The organism is Candidatus Scalindua japonica, from assembly GCF_002443295.1.
Lineage (GTDB): Bacteria > Planctomycetota > Brocadiia > Brocadiales > Scalinduaceae > Scalindua > Scalindua japonica.
Map to the genome: position 1 here is coordinate 22,436 of NZ_BAOS01000038.1, position 19,645 is coordinate 42,080.

General features: G+C 40.9%; 12 protein-coding genes. 7 read left to right on the forward strand and 5 right to left on the reverse strand.

Annotation, left to right across the window (positions count from 1 at the left end):
• Positions 1-10: 10 nt before the first annotated feature.
• The gene (locus SCALIN_RS19115) at positions 11-2,608 is read right to left on the reverse strand and encodes a sigma 54-interacting transcriptional regulator (protein ID WP_096896047.1); all 2,598 of its coding nucleotides are present in this window, start codon (positions 2,606-2,608) and stop codon (positions 11-13) included.
• Positions 2,609-2,621: 13 nt separating this feature from the next.
• Positions 2,622-5,024, reverse strand: coding sequence for a CHASE2 domain-containing protein (locus SCALIN_RS19120; RefSeq protein ID WP_096896048.1), 2,403 nt, complete (start codon positions 5,022-5,024; stop codon positions 2,622-2,624).
• A gap of 195 nt (positions 5,025-5,219) precedes the next feature.
• On the opposite strand from SCALIN_RS19120, the gene SCALIN_RS19125 reads away from it, so the two are divergent.
• From SCALIN_RS19125 to SCALIN_RS22430, 7 genes are all read left to right on the forward strand, one after another.
• Positions 5,220-6,965, forward strand: coding sequence for an autotransporter outer membrane beta-barrel domain-containing protein (locus tag SCALIN_RS19125; RefSeq protein ID WP_133112065.1), 1,746 nt, complete (start codon positions 5,220-5,222; stop codon positions 6,963-6,965).
• Between the two features lie 77 nt (positions 6,966-7,042).
• Positions 7,043-9,748 carry a tail fiber domain-containing protein gene (locus SCALIN_RS19130; protein WP_096896050.1) on the forward strand — a complete coding sequence of 902 codons (2,706 nt, stop codon included), beginning with the start codon at positions 7,043-7,045 and terminating at the stop codon, positions 9,746-9,748.
• Positions 9,749-9,972: 224 nt separating this feature from the next.
• Positions 9,973-10,557 carry a FecR domain-containing protein gene (locus SCALIN_RS19135; RefSeq protein WP_096896051.1) on the forward strand — a complete coding sequence of 195 codons (585 nt, stop codon included), beginning with the start codon at positions 9,973-9,975 and terminating at the stop codon, positions 10,555-10,557.
• Between the two features lie 115 nt (positions 10,558-10,672).
• A complete protein-coding gene (locus tag SCALIN_RS19140) occupies positions 10,673-11,851 on the forward strand; it encodes a FecR domain-containing protein (protein WP_096896052.1) in 1,179 nt (392 codons plus the stop codon).
• Between the two features lie 170 nt (positions 11,852-12,021).
• Positions 12,022-13,512: an alginate export family protein gene (locus tag SCALIN_RS19145; protein WP_096896053.1), complete on the forward strand. Its 1,491-nt coding sequence runs from the start codon at positions 12,022-12,024 to the stop codon at positions 13,510-13,512.
• A 13-nt stretch (positions 13,513-13,525) separates the two neighbouring features.
• A complete protein-coding gene (locus SCALIN_RS19150) occupies positions 13,526-14,173 on the forward strand; it encodes a hypothetical protein (RefSeq protein WP_096896054.1) in 648 nt (215 codons plus the stop codon).
• Positions 14,174-14,253: 80 nt separating this feature from the next.
• On the forward strand, positions 14,254-16,521 hold the full coding sequence (locus SCALIN_RS22430; protein WP_162532416.1) for a nidogen-like domain-containing protein: 2,268 nt from the start codon (positions 14,254-14,256) through the stop codon (positions 16,519-16,521).
• Positions 16,522-16,881: 360 nt separating this feature from the next.
• Here the strand turns inward: SCALIN_RS22430 and SCALIN_RS19160 are convergent, their stop codons facing one another.
• From SCALIN_RS19160 to SCALIN_RS19165, 3 genes are all read right to left on the reverse strand, one after another.
• The gene (locus SCALIN_RS19160; RefSeq protein WP_096896055.1) at positions 16,882-17,679 is read right to left on the reverse strand and encodes an IS4 family transposase; all 798 of its coding nucleotides are present in this window, start codon (positions 17,677-17,679) and stop codon (positions 16,882-16,884) included.
• Positions 17,680-17,748: 69 nt separating this feature from the next.
• A complete protein-coding gene (locus SCALIN_RS21795) occupies positions 17,749-18,114 on the reverse strand; it encodes a hypothetical protein (RefSeq protein ID WP_133112067.1) in 366 nt (121 codons plus the stop codon).
• Positions 18,115-18,433: 319 nt separating this feature from the next.
• Positions 18,434-19,498 carry a DUF362 domain-containing protein gene (locus tag SCALIN_RS19165; RefSeq protein ID WP_096896056.1) on the reverse strand — a complete coding sequence of 355 codons (1,065 nt, stop codon included), beginning with the start codon at positions 19,496-19,498 and terminating at the stop codon, positions 18,434-18,436.
• Positions 19,499-19,645 lie beyond the last annotated feature (147 nt).

The following is a 19,645-nucleotide window of genomic DNA, read 5'->3' on the forward strand; positions in this document are numbered from 1 at the left end:
TTAATCAATATCAACAATAATATGGGGGTTGTCCCCATGTTTGTGAGATGAAAAACAGAATGATATAAATGATGGTTAATACAAATGGTACTATTCCCTGGATTGCAAATATTTGAAGATGTCTCTTTGGATTGATTTTATTCTGAATAATTTTATAAATGAGATATTCGGTTATGAGTAGACCAGTGAGAACAAAGAATACTTGAAAGGTTGTTGTGAAATTAATATCCAGTTGAAAGGTATTGAATATCATTAAAGTCCCTTTTACAGTGCCAAAGACCTCAATAGAATAAAGTGATATGAACCCGAATAAGATAAGTGGGATGATTGAATAACCAAAGAGTTTAATGTGCCAAATTACTGTCTCTTTTGATATCAGTGCGGCAATGTAGTTTGTTGTAATGTTCAGGGTTAGTGAAAAAAATATGGAAGCGGAAAATATGAAAAGATAATTTGCCTGGATAGTATCTGCTATTGAAAAGATTTCAGCAACTAATAAACCGGAAAGTATAATTGAAAATATGGCTCCGGCCAGAGAAGCCTGCCTTAATGAACTTATTCCTGCACCGGGGATTCGGAGATTTAAGCGTGCCGCATTGTGTGTACAGTTTTTAATGCAATTCAGACAGACTTTGCAATTTCTGTTATCCGACAGGAATTGCAGGTGCAAAAACATTGGACACGGGTTTGCCCTTTCAGAACCTTTAAAACAATCATGTGTTGTGCATATTGTAGTACATACGTTCTTGTTTGCACGTATTTCTATCATAGAAGACATGGAAAACAGCGCAGCCATTCCGCCCATAGGGCATAGGTGACGACACCATGCAGACTTTTCAAAAATCAAGTCAACAATTATGGCTAAAAACAAAATACTGAATATCAGGTAGGCTGTCTTATTTACAGATGAGGCCATATGAGTATATTCTTCTAAGAATAAAATAGATGTAAACCCTGTACCCATAATCCAGGCATCATATTCTTTAATAAAATCTGGAACCGGTATTTTTAAATTACGTTTATTGAGAAATCTGGTAATAGAGTATATTGGACATATTCCGCATCCAAAACGGGCCGCAAAAAGAAACAGTACAAATAAGAGAGGTATGCCTAACTGCCAGAGAAGAATCAAAGTAATATTTTTTCCACCTATTGAAATATCAGATTGTATTATGAGCATGCAAAGGAGTGAAATGAAAATTATCAATGTGGTGGCCTTGAATACGGAAATAATCCTGGGGCTTTTGCAAAATCTTTCGATCAGAGATATGTTTAAAAGGTTGACCCTTTTTTCATCCTCAATACCTGTTGGATTACCCAGGAAGATTACTTCTTCTTCAATGTCTGTGTCTGCTTTTGAAAGCGTGATTGCTCGCTCAATCACATTTTCCAGTTCCTTTACATTTCCGGGATAGTCATATTTTAGTAATTTGTTTGTGGCGCCATTTGAAAATCTTTTTGTCTGTGTGTGCCTTATTTTATCTATTCTATCAACAAAATGTTCCATAAGAGATGGAATGTCTTTTTTATGTTCACATAGTGGTGGGATTTCCAGTTTCTGGCTACTTAACATACGGAACAATGGCTGGTACAGTTGCTTCTGCATTAAGCTGATATCTGTAGTGGTAACAATGATCCTGACATTTGAATGTACCAGTTTGCTTCCTCCTATTCTCAGGAATTCCCCGGTTTTCATAAATTTTAGAAAAATTTTCTGAATGTTTAAAGACATGTTTTCTATGTTTTTGATGATCAGTGTTCCATTATTTACCAATTCCAGATATCCAATTCTTTTTTCTTCCTCGGTGGTAAATGTAATTTTTTCCTTTCCGAACAATTCAGACTCGACTTGATCAAGTTGTCTTCTTTCATTATGGATGGGTATTCTTTCCATCCTTCTCTCTTTTGGTAGTACTATTTCAAAAACAGGGGATTTCGCCTTTGCGCTGTCTGTATGTATCTTTCTGGAAATAATCTCTTTTCCCGTACCTGGTTTACCGATGATGGTGACAGGAGCATCATTTTCTGAGAATTTTTTGGCTTCCTTAAATACACTCTGCATTTTTTTAGATTTCCAGACTACACCGCTATACTGGTAATTCTTTGTTTTCTGAAGGTATCTGCTTAAAGCAATCTCATATTCTTTCAGACCAATATTTTTTATGTTTTGATTTTCAATTCGTTCGGAAAGCAATTTATTAAAATGTTTATTAATATGGGGGTTTTTTGAGATAATGTCATCAAAATCACTCTTTGTGATAGAATAAAGAAGAGAATCTTCATTTGCTTTTACTGTGGCGCAACAAGGTTCACCGGTAAGCAGAGACATTTCACCAAAACATTTCCCATTTGGTATAGTTGCAATAATAAATTCTTCGTGTTCTGATTCAGATACAACTCGGGCGCTTCCCGTTTTGATCAAGTAAAGGCGGGCCCCGACCGAACCTCTCTTTATAACAATATTATCTTTGGAGAAGGAGTTAATTTGGATCTTTGCAGAGATTTTTTCTAATGATTCTCTAGGCAGCTCCTTAAAGAGAGAAACTTTCCCCAAGAATTCCATTATATCTTCACTGTTTTTTTCGAATATCGTTAGTTTCTTTTCCATATATTTTGCACAGTTACTTTTCTGTTAATATGTAAACACCATCCCAATTTTCCGGAGGAGGATTCTGTGTGTATGCTTTACATCTTTCCAAATATGTTAATGCTGGTCCATCATGAGGGACCTTGACCACCGCTTTTTGAAACATGTCTATTGCGTTCTGCCACTCTTTTTTTTTATACGCTATCAGCCCCTCTTCATAAAGTTCTAAAACTATACGTTTCGCATTTGATATTTCTCCCTTCCGGCCAATGAGTTCATATACTTTGACCGGTTTCTTCTTTCCGATAACCCGGATCATATCCAACTCTCTCGCCTCTATATGGTCACTGGCCAGTTCATAAGTTCTTTCACTTATCATTGTATAAGTTCCATAATACTTATTGGCGGCTTCCAGTCTGGCACCGAGATTGACCTCATCTCCGATTACGGTATATGAAAGCCTGTTAGTTGAACCTACATTTCCCACGAGTACACGGCCAGTGTTCAGGCCGATCCTGGCCTTTATCTGGAGCCGTCCTTCCTTCTTAAATTTTGTGTTCAACTCACATATTCTTTTTTGATTATCAATGGACGCCAGGCATGCCTTTAGCGCGTGGTCAGGTTGCTCCAGTGGTGTCCCAAACGCCGCGACGATTGCGTCTCCGATGTATTTGTCCAGAAATCCTCCATAGCCAAGTATCTGGTCTGTCATCTCACTTAAATATTCATTAAGAAGTTCTATTAATTCGGACGGTTTCAGCTTTTCTGAAATAGAGCTGAATTTTTCAATATCGGAGAAGTATACGGTGACCTCCCTCTCTTCACCACCGAGCTTTATATCTTCGGGTTCTTTCAATATTTCATGTACTACCTTCGGATCCATAAAGTTCTCAAACGCGGTTTTGACCCCTTTTCTCAGTTTTTCTTCGGACATGAAGCGATACAAAATAATTGAAGAAAAACATATAATTATTGTAATACCCGGGTACGTTACGTTCAACCATGTCCCATCATTTACGAATCTTTCATAAACATAATAATAATACCCGGCCCATAAAAAGATACTTGCCACAGCCCCCCAGATTGAGGGAAGCAGTGGCAGGACTATGCCCATTACAAGGCTTATGCAGATGATTGCGATTATGTCATGAAGCACTTCCCACTCTCCTCTTACCACAAACTTTTCATGTAATATATTTTCTGTAATTGTAGCATGCTTTTCTACGCCCGGTGTCTGCGATGAAAATGGGGTCGCTATGTAGTCGCCCAGACCAAATGCAGTTGCACCTAGAAAAACTATTTTATTGTTGAATGCATCAGGAGATACCTTACCTTCTATGACATCACAGAACGAAAAATATTTGAACGTGGATTCAGGGCCGCAGTAGTTGATCATCATCCGGTTCCAGCTATCTATGGGAATTTCAGTCTCCTTAAAGACCAGCTTTTCTGTCAGCACCAGCTTCAGCTCGCCATAATCGATATTTTTATATATTCTGGCCGCCTGGACACCAAGCGGGGGATAAAATTCATTTTCAAAATGAATAGCCATATACTCACTCCTGACAATTCCGGAATAATCAACATTCGTATCCACAAATCCCTGATAAGTTACCCACTCCGCGAACGGATCAATCATATTGATGACCCCAACGGCCGTCTTTGGCCTGTAAAGTGCCAGAATATTATTCATTATCTCTTTTCGGTTTTTAGAAGTTAGTACTGTTAATTGATTACCATCAGGGCTCTTCTTCTTGCTACTTATATCCCCTCCTACCAGGACCGGGAAATAAGCGGATTCTTTCAGTAATTCTTTGCCGAGGGATGAGACCTCTTTACCCGTAAATCCGGTAGTGTTTCTTTGTGTCATGTAAACAAAATCAATCGCGGAAATAATATCCATTCCACTATCCATCACCGCTCTTCTAAAAGCCTCTTTGAGCCTGCTATCTTCATCAAATGTTTTTCGTTTTTCATATAACGCAGACAGAAACTGCTCTTTATCGGTCTCTTCAGGCAGGTTTTTCCACAGAGGGGACTCATTGTAATCTCTGGTCAGTATGTCAAAGGTCTTCAAAATATCAGTGTTTTGTTCCTCAGAGTAGATAACATCCAGAGCAAGTAGCTTCGCTTTCGCTGCTGATACTTTATCAACTAATTCTGCGATATAACGTCTTGACCACGGGTAACGTCCCAGTTTTTCTATGCTGTTTTCATCTATTGCGACTATTACAATTTCGTCACCGGTGTCGCGCTTTCCCCTTATTTGAAATCTCATATCCATGGATTTCTGTTCAATGGCTTTGAAAATCCTCAGCAGCTTAAACGTATCACGGTCTTCAAGATTATAGATTGTAATGACAATAATTAAGATAAAGATTGAAATAAGGATTGATATGGTTTTTTTGCCGGGCTTTATACTTTTAATAAAACTCATTTTAGTTAGTGATTATTAAAAAGATATCGATAAAATTTCATAAAAAAATCTACTTCAAGGGTAAGTTTAGTATTGACAAAGTTGTTTACATTTGTAAATTGTAGCATAAACAGAGCTATAACGTAATGTAAATCTGCAGTTATATAGCTCAGAACTACTACTAAATACTAAAGGCGTTTGATATTGTAGGGTGGCATGGAAAAACTTTGTTTGTCAATGCCACCGCATATAGGTTCAGGAAAAACATTGATGAGTATACTGGATTTTTTATCAAAGCAGGCTTGTTACTATTTATGTTTAACACTACTTGGCAGAGGTTTCCTCAGGCACATCTGTCCTGACGGCTTAATGGCACGTGCGGCATTGACGAAAAACACATCTGCTTCATTCAGAACAGGCCTGACGGACTATTTTGTGCTTTTCTTCTTACTCTATATTGTGGTATTTACGTTATTAATTTCGTCCTGGTCTTACGCGCAGGACGCTGCTGGTGTGACAGGCACAGAACAGGATATCACTGCAGTTGTAGCCGCACCACGAGGTGTCACAGTCGGGAGTGGGGCGTCTCTTGATATTAACAACGGCGCTCTTACCATACCATACGATATTATTAATAACGGAACATTACAGACAAGTACCGGCACTCTCGAAGTAGGTGGAAACTGGGTAAATACCGGGACGTTTACTTCGGGGACAGGTTTGGTAAATTTGATAGACGGTCAGAGCCCTGTTGGTATTTCAGGCAATAGCACTTTCTACAATTTCAGCGCTACAACTAATACCGGTAAAAGGCTGGAACTTGATGTTGCCAACACTCAGACAATAACCAATTTGCTGACACTGCAGGGAGCTGTTGGAAATTTACTATTTTTAAGAAGCAGCGCTGATGGTCAACAGGCCCGTATAGATCTTCAGTCCGGTGGTACGCAGTTGATAGACTATATTGATGTAAAGGATCTGGATGCCACTGGAGAGTCGCTTGCTCCAGGGTCGCCCGGCGATTACAATTCTGTTGATTCCGGTAATAACAACAACTGGTTTCAGGCTATTGACAGTGATGGTGACGGCATACCGGACCCATGGGAGATAAGTAATTTCGGAGATCTTGCCACGGCAAATGGGACGACCGATTTTGATAATGACGGCCTTCTTGACATAGATGAGAGTTTAAACGGTACAAACCCAAAGAATACCGACAGTGACGGTGACGGAATGGATGACGGCTGGGAGGTTACTAATGGGCTTGGCCCATTGGTGGATGACAGTGGTCTGGATCCGGATGGAGACGGTCTTACTAACTTACAGGAATATAACAATGGTATCAATAGTACAGATCCAAACGTTTCAGATCTGACAATAACGGCTATTACACCTTCAATCGGTACAAGTGATGGAGTAGTTAATATAACGGACATCTCCGGCAGTGGATTTGACAACGGGGCCGCGGTCAGACTTGTAAAGGCCGGCGAATCTGATATTAATGCTACGGGTGTGACCGTTGTCGGTCCTACAATGATAACGTGCGCCTTTGATATTACAAACGTCTCTACCGGAGGGTGGGACGTTGTGGTGATGAACCCGGATACCCAATCAGTTACACGTACTAATGGCTTTATTGTCAAATGTCCCACTCCAACATGCTCAATAGATTTAATACCGCCCGGGCCGAAATATGGTGTGAAGGTAAGTTTCAGCAACCCTTGTTCAGAGCCCCAATTGATAGAGCTGAAGATTTGGGCTGAGTATGGGGGAGTGAATATTGTGTTATTGAACGTCGGCGCTGGCCGCAAAACCTCGTTTCCTGCCGGACTTGAAAGCATAGATATCACGTTAATTCCCCAGGGGTCATTTGATTTTATAACAGGTGTTCGATGGTGGATAAGGTTAATAGACCCTGTTTCGGGTGAGACCTTTGACGATAACTCCGTGATAATACCGTAAGGAAATTCAATATTTTTATAACACTGTAGGGTGGCAAAAAAATTGCAGAAGGCTTAGTTTAAGGAGGTATAAATATTATGAAAACAGACAAGAAGCATTATCTTTTGTTCCTTATGTCAGTAGCCATTCTGGCAGCTGTTTTTGCGCTGCCGAGTGGAATTCATGCCGCTAATATCGTGGCTAAACTCCCGTCTAATGATGGAAACGATGCTTTTGAGGTGCAGGACTCCGGGAGCGTCTCTCTAATGGATGTCCTGTCAGATGGGAAGGTTGGCATTGGGACTGCTACTCCTAAAGAGATATTTCAGATTGGAGATCGCTGGACGTTTTCAGATGGTGGCTGGAAAGTGATGGGGCTTAATTCGTTCTGGGATGGCGTGAATGATGTCAGGATAGAAAACGGCCCGTCTGCAGCCTTGGCATTTACCTCTTTAGGAGATATCCTGTTCAGGACAGCATCGTCAGGGAGCACCGGAGACCTTCTTGATGGAGGCGGATTTTCAACGTGGGTGACACCGCCATTTATCATAAAGAATGACGGCAAAGTCGGTATAGGGACTTCGTCACCGTCCAGGAGGTTTGAGATTTTTGAATCTGATACCGGGGCCCACCAGCAGATATTAAGTATCAGTAGTGTATTTGGAGGAAGCGTAAACAATTTCCGCAGTATTGTATGGCGCGATGAGTTTGATCAGACAGTTGCGGGAATTGGTTCCGTCTGGGACGGCACCTCTAACAATATCCATTTTCACAGTCAGTACAAAGGCGGTGTCAAGAGTGAATCTGATGTGACGATGAGTATTATGGGGACCGGCAAAGTCGGTATCGGCACGACAGTTCCGTCAGCAATTCTAAGCGTGAAAGACGATCTTTCAAGCACTTCAAATGCCATGCAGATAGATACTGACGGATCAGGAACAGCGCTTTATGTAGCAGTAGAGGGTACCGGGGATGTTCTCCACGCATTTCAATCTACTACGGACAATGGGCTTACAGTGAAGAATTCCGGCAACGTTGGTATTGGGACGGCATCGCCGAACCAGAAGCTTACGTTAGCAGGGACGATGAGTTTAAAGGAGCAGGCATCGGCAAACGCCGATACTGCTGCGTACGGCCAGATTTGGGTAAAAACGGCTACCCCCAACCAATTATGGTTTACGGATGATGCGGGCACCGATGTACAGTTGGGTGTCGGAGGCGGTGGTGGCGCTTCTGCTATCAATGACCTTTCAGACGGTATTACGAATACAACAAGTGTATTTCTGGGCTCCGGTGCCGGAGTTAGTGATGATGGGACGAACAACAACAATACGGCATTAGGAACAGGTACTTTAAACCAAAATACCTCTGGTTCAGGAAATACTGCAACTGGGTTCCATGCATTAAACCAAAATATCACAGGCTTCCAAAACACTGCAACTGGATTCATGGCATTACGATACAACACCACAGGTGTCCAGAATGCTGCAAATGGAGACCTCGCGTTAACATCGAACACCACAGGTTCCAATAATACCGCCAATGGTACTTTGGCATCGGGTAACAACACTGAAGGTCTCAATAATACTGCCATTGGGTCCGCGGCATTAAATTATAATCAGATAGGAAATAATAATGTATCTTTAGGGTACCAGGCAGGATTGGGTGTGAATGGAAACAGCCAATCCAATAACATCTTTCTCGGGTACAGAGCGGCAGATAATGTAACAACCGGGTCAAACAACATCGTTTTAGGCTATGACATAGATTTGACGACTCCCACGAGTTCTAATACCTTAAACATTGGTAATCTTATTTTTGGGACAGGCATTGACGGGACCGGCACGACTCTTTCAAGCGGCAACGTCGGCATCGGCACGACAAGTCCGACTGATAAGCTGACTGTGAAGGGATTAGCTACTTTCCTTGACTCTGCAGACAATAATCGTCTCGCAATTGGATTTGATGTAGAACCCATCATTGAGCTTCGTGACTCTGCAGGTAAAGATCGGATTTTGATTGATGTTGATGATGCACAAGGTGGCGTCTTCGAAGTGCTTAATGCGACTGAGCAGCAATTAGCTATTATGACTGAAGGTGTGGGAGGGAATGGAGTTGTTATCGTAAGGCCAGCAAGTAGTAGTGCTGAAACTGCTGGTATGGGAGGTGATGGTGTCTTATTCGTCAACACCGGCACCGGTACAAGAGTTGCGGAGATGTTTTCAATAAGTAGCACTGGTAATGGGGCTATTAACCTCTATAGTTCGACAGGTACTAACGGAATGTTTCTAGGTGGTGATGGTACTGCTTCTAAAGTTAATGGAACATCGTGGACAGTATTATCGGACGAAAGACTTAAAGTCATTCATGGTACTTTTGATGCGGGGATTGACGAGGTATTAAAACTACAGCCAATAAAATTCCGATACAAGAAGGACAATTTAATGAATCTTCCTGAAAATGGTGAGCATATCGGCTTTAGCGCTCAGGAGGTCCAAAAGATTCTGCCGGAGGCGGTAAGTGAAAATGCGAAGGGATTTCTTCAGATACAGAGTGATCCGATCTTATGGTCAATGCTTAATGCCATCAAGGAGCAGCAGGTACAGATCGAGCAACTCAAGATGGACAATGAGATTGCCAGAAGAGATAATACCGCCCTCAAGGCCGGGAACAATCTGCTGAGGGAAGAGTTAGTCTCGCAGAAAGAGCGGCAGAATGCTCTCGAAGCAATGTTCCTTGTCGGAACAGGAGCCCGGAAGAAAAAGCTGGTAAAATTGAATGATAATAAAGTGATTACAAAATAATAATTTAGCTCAGGAACTTTAACATAATTATACAGGAATTCCAAAGTCTTTGGTCCCGTAGGATGGCATGGACAACTTTTGTTTGTCCGTGTTTTCAGTTTATTACAACGCTTTGCATGGACACACAAAGTGGTCCATGCCATCCCGCAAGTATAATTTATATTGACATGTAAGTAAAATATTGTACCATAAACGCAATTTGAATAATTATTTAGGTAATTATAATGAACTTGATATCTACTGTTAAAGGTTTATTAGTTCTATCATTTTTTCTTGTATCTGTTTGTGCCTTGCCAGTTGGCGCTCAAACCACACATAAACTCTACGCTTTTGTGAATGATGCAAAAGGTGATGTGGAGATAAAGAAGGCAGATACACAAACGTGGGCCGCTGCAACCACAGAAAGTATAATTTCTGCGGGAGACCAGATCCGCACAGGCCCTTTCTCAAATCTACAGCTTGTATTTGCCGATAGCAGTTTCATCATGGTAGATTCCTTTTCTCATCTCACTATTAATAAATTCTCGGTAACGGACAACGTTGTCGGTACAAACCTCTTCTTAAGTGTTGGTTCTGTCATCAGCACCTTAAATGATAATGTTTCGTTTGAAAATAAGTATACAATAATGACTCCTGCAACAACTATATCGTTGAAGGGTGGTGAAATCAAAAAAGTTGTAGTCGGTGCAATGTACAATGATACTATCAGGACAAACAATAAAAAGTATACTGTTGCAGTTGACAAAGAAACAGGTGAAACAGCTAAGGAAAAGAAGGGGCAGAAGGTCTCTTCTCTCCCTCCAAATTAAAAACATTAGACGCTTTAAAAAAGATATAGCAGTTGAATATATAGGCAAATAGGCAAAAACCTGAGCGAATAGCGCTGAGGCAGTTAGGCCTTTATTCATTGGAGGAAAACGTGTTATGATAATTCGCTACTTTTCTGTAAAACCCAGGTGTGGACTGAAATTGAAAATATTCCTTACGATATTTCTTGTTTTTCTCTCTTTTCAGCAGACATTGATGTCGCAGGAGAGAATAGCCGTAATATCTAAATATAAGGGACAGGTAAGTGTTAAGCATGATGGGGCGCGGAAAGAGGTAAGAAAAATCGGTAACAGGATAAGAAACTCCTCTGTTTATGATGAAGATGAGGTTGAAACTAAGCCTGTTTCCACAGCAGAAATAGTTTTTAACGACAATACACACCTGGAAGTCAAAGAAGATACTACACTTAAAATTACAACAAAACAGTTAAGCGAAGCAGAGAGAGGGAAAAAGGGCCTTATCAGGACAGTTGCCGATACTCAAAGAAACGTTGTCAGAAGAGTTGACCTGAAGATGGGAAAATTGTGGGCAAACATAACTCCAAGCAAGTCAGTCCTGACTGAGTTTGAAACACCTACCGGTGTGGCGTCCGTAAGGGGCACGATAATAAGTCTGGTTTATGATGGAATCAATACATTAATGGAAGTATTCCAGGGATTAATGGAGTTTAAAAGTAAAGATGATGTATTACGGTTTGAGATCACAGGTGGCGTAGAGGCAAATATTTTTGAACCGGCGCCGGGAATGATCACGTTAGAAGTATTATCAGGAAGACTTTCTATCCCAACTGGCGCTGGAGATGTAAATCTCGGTGAAGGAAGTAAGATGACCTTAAAAAAGGCAGATGATGGCACTGGTGGGAGTGTTGTTGACAGTGTGAAAGGTGAGGCAACCATAACTGACGAAAATGGCAATACGACAAATCTGAAGAGTGGTAAAAACCTGGGTACTTTACCGGGAAGTTCTTCCGGTAGCAGTAATTCGAAAAAATCTGTGAAAAAGTTTCAGAAGGATGCCGAAGGCTATAGCTATAATGGTAGTTCAAGATTGGAAGGAATGCCAGCAGTTTGGAATCCTCCCACTCCAGGCCCTGGTATGGAAGAGGGACCGGGTACAAGTGAAAATGAAAATGGTGGAGGAGCTAGAGAATCTATAGAATCTGGAGATTTTAGAGAACCTGGGGGACATGAGGGCCCACCCTGTACTTTAGCCCCAGATTTCGGAAGTATAAGCTGCCCCGATCTTGGTGATATTTTGGGCCCGATTACTGAATAAGTAATCTGTATAGGAATTTCAAAGTTTTTGACTCTTTAGGATGGTACGGACAAACAAGGTTGTCCATGTAACCACGTACGGTTAGCAAAAAAAATGTCGAAGGCTTCCAGCCTGTAGCGAATTGCACGTTTGGGCGAGTAGTCTTTTATTTCAGACAGGCGGAGATAGAAATGCGTAGTAAATTAAATAAGTTCGGCGTTATCTGCATTATGTTTTATGTATGCTACACAGGCATTAAAGCAGACAATATTGTTTCCGGCCAGACCTTGATAGAGCAGGCGACCGGAGTGCGGCAGCTGAAGCAGGACCTGGAGGCGCAGCGTGAAATGGATTTGAAGCGTGACCTTGCGCAACGCTTTCCGTGGGATTGGGGAGGTTATGAAAGGTTCTCTTTTCTCACATTTGACGATATCGATAACAGGGGTGTTTCAGATAAACGTAGAACACAGAGAGTCAGTAACACATATCTGTGGGGCAACATGAACGTTGGCGATATACATAATTTTTATATGAGACTTCATCTCAAGTATATTGATTGGAACCAGGGAGATGAGTACAGGAGTACAGAGAACCAGTTTAAGTGGAACCTTGAAGAGGGCTTTAACTATGGTACGTATACCCTGTCAATTGATAGGGCGTTAAAAAAATACTTCAATTATGAGGCCCCGTTTCAAATGAAATTAACGGCCGGGAGGTTCCGCTCGTCCCTGGGAAACCAGATGGTATATACAAGGAGGGCGAATGGTGTTCAGTTGGAAGGAAAAAGTAAGTGGCTGGATGTTAAACTGTTCGGATTCAGAAACCTCAATGACGAAGAGAATATCGATTTCAGCGTACCGGGTTTCCGCTCCAGTAAACGTTTTTTTTATGGTACCGAAATAACATATAACGGTTTCAAGCAACATAGGCCTTATGCATATGCGCTGATACAGGAAGACGATAGCGGAGAAAATATTGAAGTCTCTTTTCAGGATTACGAATACGACTCCAGATATTATGGTATCGGGTCCCGAGGTAGAATTATAAATGGACTTCGTTATGATATAGAGGGAGTCCTGGAGGACGGTAAGAGCTTTCCTCAGGCTAGCGCGGCTTCAATAGCGGCCGGAGAATCACCCGATAACGTACAGATAGATGCCTGGGCGCTAGACGCCAATCTGGCTTACACATATAATATATTAACAAAACCACGTTTTACGGCGGAGTACCTGTTTGGTTCAGGTGATTCTGACCGTGTAACTCCGGGCAGGGTAACGACAACTGCGTTTGGTAATAAAGAGGGGACTACAGACAGAGGTTTTCTGGGCTTTGGTTATAAAAGTACTGGCAACAGCCTCGCTCCCCGCTTATCCAACCTTCAGATGCTTAAGTTTGGAACGTCCTTTACACCATCAGAATTCATCAGTAAAGGAAACAGGAGTGTTCGCGCGGAAGTAGACTTTTTCCTGTTTCGTAAAGACAAGAAAGAGGCGGCAATATCTGACTTCAGGGCAGACAGACCGCAGCGAAACATCGGTAAGGAGTTTGACGTGAATATTACGTGGCAAATATTTTCAGATTTAAAGGCATCTGTAAATTACGGCAGGTTTTACCCGGGGAACGCGTACAGTGACAAAGATGCCAGGGATTACGTACTGTGCAGGATAGTGTTTCAGTTTTAAAGAGAGATATAAAATGGGCTTTACAATCAACAGAAAACGTATAATCAACTACTTTTTTTTATCCCTTTTAGCGTTACTGCTGCTGTCTCCGGGCAGATGCGCCTCAGCAGGTAATGGTGATAATATATACAGGGACCTGATTGAAAGGGAAATTGTTACATACGAGGATGGTTGCAGGGCAATATCTTGTTTTGCGGAAGTGTCTGCTGCGACAATGACATTCAACGAAATGGTGGCAGAACTTGAGGAAAAAGGGATTGTAGAAAAGAGTTGGAAATACAAGGCTGAAACGCCGCTTACACGCGGGACAATGGCTTTTATGATCTCTAAATTACTTAAGATAAAGGGAGGCCTGACCATGCGTGCGATAGCTCTGACCAGGCGCTTCACCCGCTTTATATCAAAGGGGTTTAAGAAAAAGAATGGCCCACTCTTGCCTGATATCGGTATGAGTAAGCGATATGCCTATAGGGAAACTCAGCATATGGGTCTGTTGCCGTCAGGCAACAATAAAACATATATTACAGGTACTGATATGTTGGCAGGATTGTATAGATTAGAGCAGTATATCAAAGCGGAAGAGAGAAAAGAGAAGAAGGTAGAGAAAAGGAAGGAAAAAAAAGAACGAGTAGTATCTAAGACTCCCACAGGAAAGCCATAAGAAGGTGATATATGAAATTATTGTCTAAGAAATTGTTGATTGGCATGGCACTGGTTTGTTAATAAAAATAAAAAATAATTATGAAATCTTTTTATCTACTGTATTGCCTTATACTAACATTTTTTATTAATAGTTCTTTCTCTTTCGGAGCAGAATTTAGCTACGATGTTAGTAAATATACACAGGTTTCAGGTAATTCCATATTTATAGACAATTTTAATGACGATGTAGAACCTCCCGACGGGCCAAGTGGGGCTTCAACATACCGCACTCTTTTTCCGTTTTCTGCTAATGCTGAGAGCGGGGGATTCCTGAATCTTAATGGCAATGATGCGTCTTCGTTTACAGGTGATGAGGACAATGTGATTGGAGCAGAATTGAATGATAATACGTATTTCTTCAATTCTGGTTCTGGAGGAACGGTGGAGTGTAAATTTAGATTTACGAATGGAATTAATGAGGGAAGTGGTTTTCAGATTAGCATACTCACATTGTCTACAGTGGTACCTGGTCAATCGCCTGTTATTGCAGAATCAGCATTTTTCAATTTAGAAAAGAGATTATCGGGTGAAATTTTTGCAACTTTTGGTTCTCTGACAAATAACTTAGATGTAGTGATAAGTGATTCAAATATTACCAGTTTACTAAACGGAATTACTGACGTAACCCTTAAACTGAATATAGATAATGCAAATGTCGTTACCGCATCACTTGATATTGGCAGTAACGGTAGTATCGATGTAACGATGCAAGGCTCTCATACATTAGCTTTTTTGTCTGGAGAAGACTATACAGGTTCATTCTCGGGTTGGATGGAGCGTGCTATTCGAAATGGCTTTAATACCTATACGCTGGCAAGTAATGATGATGAGTCAACAGGAGAAGTGCAAATCGGTTTCACCGTAAACTTTTTTGGCTTAAACTTTTCCAGCCTGTTTGTCAACAATAACGGCAACATAACCTTCGATAGCCCTTTAACTACGTATACACCATTCGATCTTACCACTACTGGCCAGCAAATCATTGCTCCATTCTTTGCTGATGTTGATACCAGGAATTCAAGTTCTGTAACATATGGAACGGGTACAGTTGGTGGCCATAATGCGTTTGGGGTCAACTGGGAAAATGTTGGTTATTATAATCAGAATGCAGATAAACTCAACAGTTTTCAGCTTGTGTTAATTGATAGATCTGATACTGGAACTGGTAATTTTGACATTGAATTGAACTACGATAAAATTGAATGGGAAACTGGGGATGCAAGTGGTGGAACTGGAGGGTTAGGTGGTGATTCTGCAAGATCAGGATATTCTAACGGTACAACTAATGCGGGGACCTTCTTAGAGCTTCCGGGTTCAGCGGTAAACGGAGCATTGCTTGATTCAAACATGGTTACAGGAATTATTCACAATAGCAACAATAGCAATCTGCCAGGACGTTATTTGTTTAAAGTAAGGAACGGTGTGATTGAATGTACTTTTTTTGTTTCACCTGTAAGCGGGTCTTTTGATACAGGCGGAGGCACGGGTACTGTTGATATAACGGCGCCAGGTGGATGTGATTGGACTGCTCTAAGCAATGACTCCTGGATAACGATAACGTCAGGAAGTAGCGGAAGCGGTAATGGGGAGGTGCTTTATTCTGTTTCTGCAAGCACAAATGCAAGAGTTGGCACAATGACCATAGCCGAAGAAACGTTTACCGTGAGAGTTTGTACATTTTCCATTTCACCTGAAAGTGGACATTTTGATACAAGTGGAGGTACTGGTACTGTAGATGTAACGGCGCCTGGTGGTTGTGATTGGACTGCTTTAAGCAATGACTCCTGGATAACAATAACATCAGGAAGTAACGGAAGTGGTAATGGGACAGTAGCATATTCTATTGAAGAAAATACAAGTTCTGTGTCACGTACTGGCACTCTTACTATTGCCGGGCAGACATTTACCGTTATACAAACCGAAAATTGTACTAACGGAATAGACGATGATGGGGATGGAGATGTTGACTGTGCTGACTCTGATTGTTTTCCTCCGTGCGCAATAAAGTTGACGGGTACGTCACCTTTATATGGCGTTGCTGTGGATTTTAGTAATCTGTGCGCTGTTATCAAACCTATTGAGATAAAGATGTGGGCGGAGTTTCCGGGAATTGTTAATAATATCGTTTTGCTTAATCTTGAAACGGCACTTCCGGCTGCCCCATTTAACAGAAATAATATAGAGCTGATTCCAGAAGGCGTGTTTAATTTTAAAACAGGTGTTGTATGGCATATAAGACTGATTGACCCAACGACCGGAGAGGAATTCTGTACTGACTCGGTAATAATACCTGCTGAGGTTCCTTAAAACAGGTATTGATATTAGGGTTTGCATAAAGGCCGTGTCAACAAACTGTCCACCTCGCGCACACTTGGCATAGGGGGAAACATAGGGACAACCCCCATATAAAAATATGGGGGTTGTCCCTATACTGTTCTATACTGTTCTATACTGTTCTATACTGTTCTATACTGTTCTATACTGTTCTATACTGTTCTATACTGTTCGGCACGGTATTTGGTTTTGAATTCAGATGTTAGATTTTGTGGATGGTCATTGTACCCTGAGGTTATTAAAATACAAGAGGAAGCGAAAGTATGATGAAAAGAGAAAATAAAGACGTACCTCTCCCCTGAGAGGTTGATGGTGACAATTAACCATATACTCTTATTTTTGATTGTCAGATTTAAGTTTTTCAATATGTGCTATGAGTTCATCGAGCGTAGCCCATCCTTGAAAGTAAAGGCATATCATCTCGAAGGTACGTTTTGTTGGTTTGCGGCCTGCCCAAAGCCTGATCAACAGATTAGCAATCAAAGCACAGTAGACTTGAATGGTAATTCCGTTTTGAGATTGTGCCAATAAATGCTGGCAACCCAATATACACTTAAACCATCTGAAGAAGAGTTCAATTTGCCAGCGATAACGATAGATAAGCCCGATGATCTCTGCCGGTAAATCCATGCGGTCAGTGGCAATCAATATTGTTTGCTCGGCAGATCGAGTCCTGAATGTCTTCTTGCTTGAGACACGAGATTTACGTTTGTAGTAGCCTGAGAGTACCCGTTCATCGTAATAGTGAATCTGTATAATTCTTATAGGCTTGGAGATGTCCTCACGTTTCTGTTTACTCCCAAGCCAAATAGTACGATCAAACTCAACCCCAGCTTCACGGTCCGCTTGAGTCAGTGTGTGCTCTTTAATCGTTTCATATGATGCGTTATCTCTAAGTCGGACAACAGAGGAACTTGATTTCCGGATAATCTTTTCCAGAAATTTATATTTTGCATAAGCAGCATCTAAGCAATAAAGTTTGCCTGGTGTTAAAACTGACTCAAGTTTAGCTATCTCACTCTCATTAGCGTTGGTAACTTGAACTTGAAGAGGAGCACCTTTATGGATACTAAATTCTAAATGCATTTTTACGGCCCGATGGTCTTCGTCAAGCCATAGTGCCCATAGCATTTTGGGAGTGCTTTTAGTAAGCCGCCATCAAAAGCAACAAGATCCATATTGAGTTTATCTAAACGATCGTCAAGTTTCAGGGGGACTGACATCACGTACAAGATCGTTGATGATTGGTCTCAGGAGTTGTGGATCAAATACATGACTGGCTTCTGACATGCTGCCAAGGCTGGTGCGTTTGATACCAAGCTTTTTTTGTACATTATCTAATTCACTTGCATGTTGGATAGATCGTAGTCCCGTGAAAGTTGGATTGAAGAAATAGAGTAATAGCAGGCTGACATATTGATCGTAATGTAGTTGTCTATTGTGGCAATCCGCATGAGAGTGAAGTCTGCTCAGGAGAAGTTTGAAGGATCGTAGGACAGGGAGTCTTTGTATGGTATTAACACGGTTGAGTTCTTTGTCTATATTATCAGTGTTTCCCCTATTCATAATGGTAATTACTAACATGAGAGGGGAGAGAAATCAAGTATATAAAATGCATAAACTATTAATATGTAATAAGTTATGGAATTTCACGATTTATGATATTAAAAATATTTCAAATAACTTTTCAACGAAGCAGTTCAAGTAGAAAAAAGCAGAAAAGAATTTTTGAATACCTGCCTGCAGTCTGGGTGGGAGAGTAATGTTAAAGAAGTTCTGAAGGAGCACAATTGAGGATGATGGGCGTGAACAATTCTGATGGAAAGGCGTACTCAAAAATCGTGCCGAACAGTATTAGGGTTGTCCCTATGTTTCCCTGTCATGGTTAAATTATCATTATTTTGTGATTTATCAAATTCAGGTCGCTTACACCAAGACCGTATTTGGAAGCAGTTTCTATATGTTTCGGGAGATTGGGACGATCAAATAGTGAACGAAGTTCTTTCTTTTTTCTCTTTTCCTCAATAATGTCCATTCCTATTGTATCAAGGGCTACAGGGTCTCTGCTCAAAATAATTCCGTTATTGCTCCATGTATGCCTTTTTTTTGGCATTGGTCCTCCTTCGTAGAGGCCAACTATTCCATTGCAGATGTGGAGTTTGATTTTGTCCTTTATCACGGGGATTGAATTAATGGCGGCAATAAAGGGATCACATGAATTATCATGGAAGTTATCGGGATGGCTGATAACACCGTGAGAAATATTTTTAAGCGCGATGCTTACACCCGCGAGACCATGGTCTTTTAATAAACCCAGGTTAATCATTGAATCAACTTCTTCCGTTAATATCTTGCTTATCTTAACAGCTCCATAGCCACTGTCATATTCTCTGTATGAACTGCCGGAATCAAGGGCCTCTTTTCCTCCACCTCCGTCTGTTGTATATGCTCTCACACCTTTGAAAGATCTGTTTATTTTGAAACCTGATGAAAGAAAAAAATGCTGATATTGGTCCCAAATGATGATATTGTTTTCTTTTACTCCAATGCTTTTTAAAGCATCAACAATAGCCCAGCAAATCTGATAATTACCTGCAAGGATATCGGCGCCAAGACCGTTTATCTTTATGCCTATCCTTTCATCCTCATGAAAGAGTGATTTCCAGGCGTCTTTCGGATTGTCTGTTCCGGTAAGTGAAGTTATTCCAGAACTCATCATCCGTTTAACCAATGAAATATCCGGCGTCATTCCTTTAATAATTTCTGACTTGCTTTTAACATCAACTACAAGGGATTGTAGAGTTTTTGTGTTTTTCGGTTTTAAACCGGTTTTAATATCATCGGGAAGAGGATCAAGAGGCAATGGTATTTGTGATAAAAACATACCACCCAGAAATGTATTTACGCACGCCTCTTTAATAAACTCTCTGCGAGTTCTGTCTTTACTCATAATAATCCCTCCTCAAACAGGTAATAGATTATCAGCACTTAATTGAAGTTTCCATGTTTACTACTTAATTCTCTTTAGTTCCATTCTAGCATTCTTATTGGACACATTCAATTATAGAATTGCTGAGTTCTTATGATATATTGTATA

What these genes read in the sequence shown, in the direction of transcription:
- SCALIN_RS19115 (WP_096896047.1), bottom strand. Translation starts at nt 2,608, where the DNA reads ATGGAAAAGAAACTAACGATATTCGAAAAAAACAGTGAAGATATAATG.
- SCALIN_RS19120 (WP_096896048.1), bottom strand. Translation starts at nt 5,024, where the DNA reads ATGAGTTTTATTAAAAGTATAAAGCCCGGCAAAAAAACCATATCAATC.
- SCALIN_RS19125 (WP_133112065.1), top strand. Translation starts at nt 5,220, where the DNA reads ATGGAAAAACTTTGTTTGTCAATGCCACCGCATATAGGTTCAGGAAAA.
- SCALIN_RS19130 (WP_096896050.1), top strand. Translation starts at nt 7,043, where the DNA reads ATGAAAACAGACAAGAAGCATTATCTTTTGTTCCTTATGTCAGTAGCC.
- SCALIN_RS19135 (WP_096896051.1), top strand. Translation starts at nt 9,973, where the DNA reads ATGAACTTGATATCTACTGTTAAAGGTTTATTAGTTCTATCATTTTTT.
- SCALIN_RS19140 (WP_096896052.1), top strand. Translation starts at nt 10,673, where the DNA reads ATGATAATTCGCTACTTTTCTGTAAAACCCAGGTGTGGACTGAAATTG.
- SCALIN_RS19145 (WP_096896053.1), top strand. Translation starts at nt 12,022, where the DNA reads ATGCGTAGTAAATTAAATAAGTTCGGCGTTATCTGCATTATGTTTTAT.
- SCALIN_RS19150 (WP_096896054.1), top strand. Translation starts at nt 13,526, where the DNA reads ATGGGCTTTACAATCAACAGAAAACGTATAATCAACTACTTTTTTTTA.
- SCALIN_RS22430 (WP_162532416.1), top strand. Translation starts at nt 14,254, where the DNA reads ATGAAATCTTTTTATCTACTGTATTGCCTTATACTAACATTTTTTATT.
- SCALIN_RS19160 (WP_096896055.1), bottom strand. Translation starts at nt 17,679, where the DNA reads ATGCTATGGGCACTATGGCTTGACGAAGACCATCGGGCCGTAAAAATG.
- SCALIN_RS21795 (WP_133112067.1), bottom strand. Translation starts at nt 18,114, where the DNA reads ATGAATAGGGGAAACACTGATAATATAGACAAAGAACTCAACCGTGTT.
- SCALIN_RS19165 (WP_096896056.1), bottom strand. Translation starts at nt 19,498, where the DNA reads ATGAGTAAAGACAGAACTCGCAGAGAGTTTATTAAAGAGGCGTGCGTA.